This is a genomic window from Burkholderia sp. IMCC1007 (genome assembly GCF_027257875.1).
Taxonomy (GTDB): Bacteria; Pseudomonadota; Gammaproteobacteria; order Burkholderiales; family Burkholderiaceae; genus Burkholderia.
The window spans coordinates 1-4592 of the sequence record NZ_JAPVQY010000120.1 but is presented as its reverse complement, the minus strand read 5'-3'; the positions used below and the strand labels follow the sequence as shown (position 1 = coordinate 4592).

Sequence of the window (4592 nt, the reverse complement as noted above, 5' to 3'; positions counted from 1 at the left end):
CCGTGCGCAAGCACTGGCCGCGATCCAAAGCGACAAGTTGGATTCTCGTGTGTGATACACACAACTCAAAATTACTGCTTCTTCCAAGATTGGTTGCGCTGCGAAGCAACGCAACAACCCTCTTTGCCTGATGACCATAGCGAGTCGGTCCCACCCCTTCCCATCCCGAACAGGACCGTGAAACGACTCTACGCCGATGATAGTGCGGATTCCCGTGTGAAAGTAGGTAATCGTCAGGCTCCCTAAGCCAAGAACCCCCGCCCGAAAGGCGGGGGTTTTTGCATTGGTGCGGCGAAAATGCGGGCGGGCGGTGTGGAGATAGCGAGCCGCTTCGCAAATATGCTGACCGAGCGAGCCTGCCAACCGATGCCCATCCCGGAACGAAACGACGCGATTTGATACGATCGAAGTGTCGTCGTCGGCACGTCCGTGCCGGCATTTGCGTCCGAGGCCGGCTTGATGGAGAGGGCAGGGAATGAATATCGGTGACGCGTCACGCGAATCCGGCGTCAGTGCCAAGATGATCCGGTACTACGAACAAGTCGGCTTGCTGGCGCCGAGCAAGCGCAGTGACGCCGGATATCGGATCTACGGTCCGCACGAAGTCCATATCTTGCGCTTCATCCGCCAGGCGCGACGGCTCGGTTTCCTCGTCGAGGATATCCGCAAGCTACTGATGCTCTGGCAAGACCGCTCTCGAGCGAGCGCCGAAGTGAAGTCGATCGCCCTCGAGCACGTGGCCGAACTCGACAAGCGCATCGCGGAGCTGAGCGACATGCGCAACACGCTGGCCGATCTGGCCGCGCACTGCCATGGTGACGGACGCCCGGAATGCCCGATTTTGGCGCGTCTCGCCGATCCGGTCAGTGAACCAGATTAGTGCGTGTTCTCGAAGGAAAAAATGCGCATCAAGCCAATATTCATAAAAATCAACGAGTTGGCGGTGATGCTTCAAGATCCATTCCGATCTGGAATGGTTTCCATGCAAGTATTTCACTAGCATCTTGGTGCGGCATCGCTATAATTCGGGATAACCCTATACGGGAAATCCCTGAATCTCGATTCGCCAGGGGTCCCCCCTTCCTTGGAGAATGTCATGATCGCCTACATCGTTGAAAAGCTGAGCAACTGGTTCGAATCCGCAGAGCGCGAGCGCCGTGAGGCTTACCTCGCCACGTCGTCGGACATCGTCCAGCTCGAGAGCCGTATCCGTTCGCTCGAAACCAACGGCTACTCGCTGTAATCGGAGTCACCGTCAGGTGCCGTGTGGCACTGAGCGAAAAGCAAGCCCCGTATCGACGGGGCTTTGTTTTTTGTGCGCCGGATCTGGCGAATTTCCTGAAGCAGCGCTATGGTATGGGCCTCCTTTTTAATCAGCGGAAGAATACGACCATGCGCTTGCGTTTCGATGTCCGTTCCGTTCCCGGCGCGCGCCTCGCCCTGGGCGTTGCGGTGCTCGTCCACTGCGTCGCGGCGGCTGCCGCCACCGCGTCGAGGCCACTGATTCTCGACACGCAGCACGGCATTCAGGACGGCAAGGGCGGCCTGGTGTTGCAAACCGCGCCGCTGTCGTCCGAGCCGATCGTCGAACCGGCGGGCATGCGAACGCCGACAGGGCAGACGCCGAATTCGTCGGTTCCGCTGTTTGTCGCGCCGTATATCAATGTCCCCGGCTGGGGCGCGTCACCGGCCAATGAGCCACGGCCCACGCCGCGGCTGCAGCCGTAACCGCGGCGCACCCGCTCAGTTTCCGCGGTGCTCGATCTGGCACCGCGCGCCGCTATCCTGCCCGAGTCGTTCCACGAGGTAGGGCAGCGCTTCGTTCATGCTCTGCGCGAGCGTGTAGGGCGGATTCAGGATGAACATTCCGCTGCCGTACAGGCCGAGTCCATCCGCGGGCGGGTTCGATACCGTCAACGTGAGGTGCAGCCAGTTGTTCGGCTGCAGACGCTTCAGTTGTTCCGGAAAGCGCTGAGACTCCACTCGCGCGACCTGCGGGTACCAGATCGCGTAGCAACCCGTTGCAAAGCGCTTCAGGCATTCGGTGACGCACGTGACGGTCCGCGCATAGTCCTTCTTGTCCTCGTAGGACGGATCGATCAGCACCAGCGCGCGGCGCGGCGCCGGCGGCAGCAATGCCTTGATACCCTCGAAGCCGTCGCCGGCGAAAATCATCGCGCGCCGCCCTGCATCGCGAAAGTTGTGACGCAGCACGTCGATTTCCGTCGTATGCATTTCGAACAGGCGCATCCGGTCCTGCTCGCGCATCAATCGCCATGCGAGGTACGGGGAGCCCGGATAGAACCGCAGCTCGCCGTCGTCGTTCAGTGCGCGTACTTCGTCGATGTAATCGCCCAGCGCTTCAGGCAGGTTCTTGTCGTTCCACAGCGGGCCGATGCCGGTATCGAATTCCGCGGTCTTCGCGGCGTAGCCGTCGCGCAGCGAATACACGCCGGCGCCCGCGTGCGTATCGATGTACCAGTACGACTTGTCCTTCTTGTTCAGGTAGCGCAGCAGCTGGACGACGACGGCGTGCTTGAGCACGTCCGCATGATTGCCTGCGTGAAAACCGTGACGATAACTGAGCATGGCGGGCTGCCTGAAACGAAAAGATGAATCGATGAAAACGGGCGATCGCGCGCGGCTGCTGAGCCGGGCGCGGATGCGGCCGCGTATTGTACGCGAGTGGCCGTGAGTCGCCTTACTCGTATGTGTCGCCGACTACCTCCTCGATGCGTTGCTTGACCTCCGGTGTCAGCTTCGCGACGACGTCGAGCGCGCGCATGTTGTCGCCGATCTGTTCGACACGCGACGCGCCCGTGATCACCGAACTCACGCGCGGATTCGCGAGCACCCATGCGATTGCGAGCTGCCCTGTGCTGCAGCCGAGTTCGGCCGCGATCTCGCCGAGCCGCTCGACGACATCGTTCTTGGCCGGATCCGTCAGCCGGTCGCGGAGCCAGTCATAGCCGTGCAGTTGCGCACGGCTGTCGGGCGGCGCTCCGTTGCGGTACTTGCCGGTGAGCAGCCCCGATGCCAGCGGGCTCCAGGTCGTGAGACCCATGCCGTAGTCGTCGTAGAGCCGCGCATATTCCTGTTCGACCCGGGTACGGTGGAACAGGTTGTACTGCGGCTGTTCGACGACCGGCTTGTGCAGATGATGGCGCTCGGCGATTTCGTATGCGGCGCGGATCTCGTCGGCGCTCCATTCGGACGTGCCCCAGTACAGCGCCTTGCCGCGCACGATCATGTCGCTCATCGCCCAGACGGTTTCCTCGATCGGGGTGTTCGGATCGGGGCGGTGGCAATAGACGAGGTCGACGTGGTCGAGCTGCAGCCGACGCAGCGAGCCGTCGATGGCGTTCAGCAGATATTTCCGGTTGAGCGTGTGGTACTGGTTGGGTGCTTCCGCGAGACCCCAGAAGAACTTCGTCGACACCAGGTAGCTGATACGCGGCCAACCGAGCGACTTAAGCGCCTGACCCATGATTTCCTCCGACTTTCCGCCCGCGTAGACTTCCGCGTTGTCGAAGAAATTGACGCCCGCATCGCGGGCCGCCGCGAGACATTCGCGGGCGAGCCGCTGGTCGACCTGATTGCCGTACGTGACCCACGAACCAAGTGAAAGCGCGCTGACCTGCAGGCCGGAGCGGCCTAGTCGTCGATAGTGCATGTGAATCTCCTCGCGACCCGAAACCGACCTTAAGCTTAGACGTTTTGCGCGCGAACGGCGGTGCCGATCGTGCACAATAGCGGCTGGCCCGCGTGCACGACCGCGCGACGAAAGCGGACGCACGGGCGCGCTTTTTTGGATCCGATAACGCAAGGAGACGAACATGGCAGCAGATCTGAGCGGCAAGACCGCAGTCGTCACGGGCGCCGCGAGCGGCATCGGCAAGGAGATCGCACTCGAGCTCGCGAAAGCGGGTGCGGCCGTCGCGATCGCCGACCTGAACCAGGACGGCGCAAACGCGGTGGCCGACGAGATCAACAAGGCAGGCGGCAAGGCAATCGGCGTCGCGATGGACGTGACCAACGAAGACGCCGTGAACAGCGGCATCGACAAGGTGGCCGAAGCGTTCGGCTCGGTCGACATCCTTGTATCGAACGCCGGCATCCAGATCGTCAACCCGATCGAGAACTACTCGTTCGCCGACTGGAAGAAGATGCAGGCGATCCACGTCGACGGTGCATTCCTCACGACCAAGGCCGCGCTCAAGCACATGTACAAGGACGATCGCGGCGGCGTCGTGATCTACATGGGTTCGGTGCACTCACACGAGGCGTCGCCGCTGAAGTCGGCGTATGTGACGGCCAAGCACGGCCTGCTCGGTCTTGCCCGCGTGCTGGCGAAGGAAGGCGCGAAGCACAACGTGCGCTCGCACGTGGTGTGTCCGGGCTTCGTGCGCACGCCGCTCGTCGACAAGCAGATTCCGGAGCAGGCGAAGGAACTCGGCATCAGCGAAGAGGAAGTGATCAAGAAGGTGATGCTCGGCAACACGGTCGACGGCGTGTTCACGACGGTGCAGGACGTCGCGCAGACGGTGCTGTTCCTGTCGGCGTTCCCGAGCGCCGCGCTCACCGGCCAGTCG

The 4592-nt window shown here is 62.0% G+C and carries 6 protein-coding genes and 1 rRNA gene; 5 read left to right on the top strand and 2 right to left on the bottom strand.

Annotation, left to right across the window (positions count from 1 at the left end):
• Window positions 1–126: 126 nt before the first annotated feature.
• The 4 genes from rrf (at window position 127) to O1Q03_RS39705 (ending at window position 1728) form a co-directional block, all read left to right on the top strand.
• Window positions 127–239 (top strand): 5S ribosomal RNA (gene rrf / locus O1Q03_RS39720).
• Window positions 240–475: 236 nt separating this feature from the next.
• Window positions 476–880 carry a Cu(I)-responsive transcriptional regulator gene (gene cueR / locus O1Q03_RS39715; RefSeq protein WP_269511574.1) on the top strand — a complete coding sequence of 135 codons (405 nt, stop codon included), beginning with the start codon at window positions 476–478 and terminating at the stop codon, window positions 878–880.
• A gap of 216 nt (window positions 881–1096) precedes the next feature.
• Window positions 1097–1243, top strand: a complete 147-nt coding sequence (locus O1Q03_RS39710) for a DUF3563 family protein (protein WP_006478295.1) — start codon at window positions 1097–1099, stop codon at window positions 1241–1243.
• 113 nt (window positions 1244–1356) lie between these two features.
• Entirely contained in the window at window positions 1357–1728 is a 372-nt protein-coding gene (locus O1Q03_RS39705; RefSeq protein ID WP_269511576.1) for a hypothetical protein, read from the top strand.
• A gap of 15 nt (window positions 1729–1743) precedes the next feature.
• Here the strand turns inward: O1Q03_RS39705 and O1Q03_RS39700 are convergent, their stop codons facing one another.
• Together O1Q03_RS39700 and O1Q03_RS39695 are read right to left on the bottom strand one after the other, a co-directional pair.
• Window positions 1744–2589 carry a 23S rRNA (adenine(2030)-N(6))-methyltransferase RlmJ gene (locus O1Q03_RS39700; protein ID WP_269511572.1) on the bottom strand — a complete coding sequence of 282 codons (846 nt, stop codon included), beginning with the start codon at window positions 2587–2589 and terminating at the stop codon, window positions 1744–1746.
• A gap of 112 nt (window positions 2590–2701) precedes the next feature.
• Window positions 2702–3673, bottom strand: a complete 972-nt coding sequence (locus O1Q03_RS39695; protein ID WP_269511570.1) for a potassium channel beta subunit family protein — start codon at window positions 3671–3673, stop codon at window positions 2702–2704.
• A 163-nt stretch (window positions 3674–3836) separates the two neighbouring features.
• On the opposite strand from O1Q03_RS39695, the gene O1Q03_RS39690 reads away from it, so the two are divergent.
• Window positions 3837–4592 (top strand): 3-hydroxybutyrate dehydrogenase (locus O1Q03_RS39690; RefSeq protein ID WP_269511568.1); only part of this gene is annotated, 756 nt, incomplete at its 3' end.

What these genes read in the sequence shown, in the direction of transcription:
- cueR (WP_269511574.1), top strand. Translation starts at nt 476, where the DNA reads ATGAATATCGGTGACGCGTCACGCGAATCCGGCGTCAGTGCCAAGATG.
- O1Q03_RS39710 (WP_006478295.1), top strand. Translation starts at nt 1,097, where the DNA reads ATGATCGCCTACATCGTTGAAAAGCTGAGCAACTGGTTCGAATCCGCA.
- O1Q03_RS39705 (WP_269511576.1), top strand. Translation starts at nt 1,357, where the DNA reads ATGGGCCTCCTTTTTAATCAGCGGAAGAATACGACCATGCGCTTGCGT.
- O1Q03_RS39700 (WP_269511572.1), bottom strand. Translation starts at nt 2,589, where the DNA reads ATGCTCAGTTATCGTCACGGTTTTCACGCAGGCAATCATGCGGACGTG.
- O1Q03_RS39695 (WP_269511570.1), bottom strand. Translation starts at nt 3,673, where the DNA reads ATGCACTATCGACGACTAGGCCGCTCCGGCCTGCAGGTCAGCGCGCTT.